Origin of the sequence: Candidatus Symbiopectobacterium sp., from assembly GCF_020054415.1 — a bacterium.
Lineage (GTDB): Bacteria > Pseudomonadota > Gammaproteobacteria > Enterobacterales > Enterobacteriaceae > Symbiopectobacterium.
In genome coordinates, this window is record NZ_JAHWCO010000164.1 from 1 (window position 1) to 1,431 (window position 1,431).

General features: G+C 52.6%; 2 protein-coding genes and 1 pseudogene. 1 reads left to right on the top strand and 2 read right to left on the bottom strand.

Annotated elements, in window-relative coordinates:
- On the top strand, positions 1-983 hold a 983-nt coding region (locus tag QZ506_RS04845; protein WP_291969445.1), incomplete at its 5' end, for a tyrosine-type recombinase/integrase.
- On the opposite strand, the gene QZ506_RS04850 is transcribed toward QZ506_RS04845, so the two are convergent.
- Entirely contained in the window at positions 980-1,168 is a 189-nt protein-coding gene (locus QZ506_RS04850) for an AlpA family transcriptional regulator (protein ID WP_291969447.1), read from the bottom strand. The genes QZ506_RS04845 and QZ506_RS04850 overlap by 4 nt on opposite strands.
- Positions 1,165-1,431: pseudogene (locus tag QZ506_RS04855) on the bottom strand (ATP-dependent helicase); the annotation flags it as partial. The pseudogene QZ506_RS04855 and the gene QZ506_RS04850, both read right to left, overlap by 4 nt.

The following is a 1,431-nucleotide window of genomic DNA, read 5'->3' on the forward strand; positions in this document are numbered from 1 at the left end:
AGAAACGCGATGAGGCCCGGCAAAATGTGGCTGCGGGCGTCGATCCCGTGAAAGCAAAAAACTATGGTGCTTCGGCGGCAGCGGCGAAAACCATTACCTTTAAAGAGATTGCCATCGAATGGCATGAATTTAAAAAAAACCGCTGGTCCCCTCGCTATGCTGCCGACATTTTAGAAGCGTTCGGCAAAGACATCTTCCCGGCGGTGGGCAATCTTGCGGTTGCGGAGATTGAGCCGGTAATGATGCTGGCGGCATTGCGTAAAGTTGAAGCGCGCGGAGCCACTGCGAAAGCGGAAAAAACGCGGCGCTGGTGTGGCGAGGTTTTCCGTTATGCGGTGGCAACCGGGCGGGCTAAGTTTAACCCTGCCGGGGAGCTGAAAAGCGCCATGGTGGAGCACAAGTCTACGCGGCATCCTTTTCTGCGCGTTGACCAATTGCCGGACTTCCTTACGGCGGTGGATGGTTACACTGGCAGCGTAATAACGCGCTTGGGCTTGCAAATTCTTATGCTCTCTGGTCTACGTACGCAGGAGCTACGCTATTCACTGTGGGACTGGGTGGATCTTGATGGGGAAAAGCTGTGGTCAATACCGGCTGAGGTGATGAAGATGAGCCGACCACACATTGTACCGCTGTCATCGCAACTGATTGCCCTGTTGCGTGAACTCAAGACACTGAGCGGACGGTATAGGAATATGTTCCCCGGAAGGAATGATCCCTCAAAGGTGATGAGCAACAACACGATTAACCGGATGATAGCGACCATCGGCTATAAGGGAAGGGTAGTAGGGCATTGTTTCCGGCATACGATGAGCACAGTACTCAATGACCAGGGGTTTAACCCCGATTGGATTGAGCTGCAACTCGCACACGTGGACAAAAATGTGATTCGTGGAACCTATAACCAGGCCCTATATCTGGATGGACGGCGGGAAATGATGCAGTGGTACGCGGACTATATCGATCACTTGAGGCTGATTTAAAGAAACTGTTTTTTCCACGCTTCGATCTCGCCGCGTACCCAGCGCGCGGTACGGGTGCCGAGCTTTTTTTGCTTGGGAAATTCACCATTACTGATGCGCAGGTAAATGCAGGATTTTTTTAACCCTACGCTGCGTTCCACTTCTTTAATCGTTATCAGGTCGGTGTCTGAAATTATCGGTGTCATGCTCTGCCCCTTTTCTTCATGGCTTCCAGCAGGATATCCTGCACGTTGCGTTTTGAATCGCGCCGCTGCATTACCAGTTCGTCTACGGTATCGGCGGCGATAATATGGTGTATCCATACCGGGCGGTTATGCCCCGCCTGTATCTGGCGTGTTGGCCCGATACGTTCGATAATTTGTTGGTACTGTTCCAGATCCCACCAGTGCGAGAAAAACACCAGGATGTTTCCGCCGTCCTGCATATTCAGGCCGTGGCCTGCGCTGGC

Bases quoted from the DNA above. Each gene is read 5' to 3' on its own strand.
- QZ506_RS04850 (WP_291969447.1), bottom strand. From the start codon at position 1,168: ATGACACCGATAATTTCAGACACCGACCTGATAACGATTAAAGAAGTG.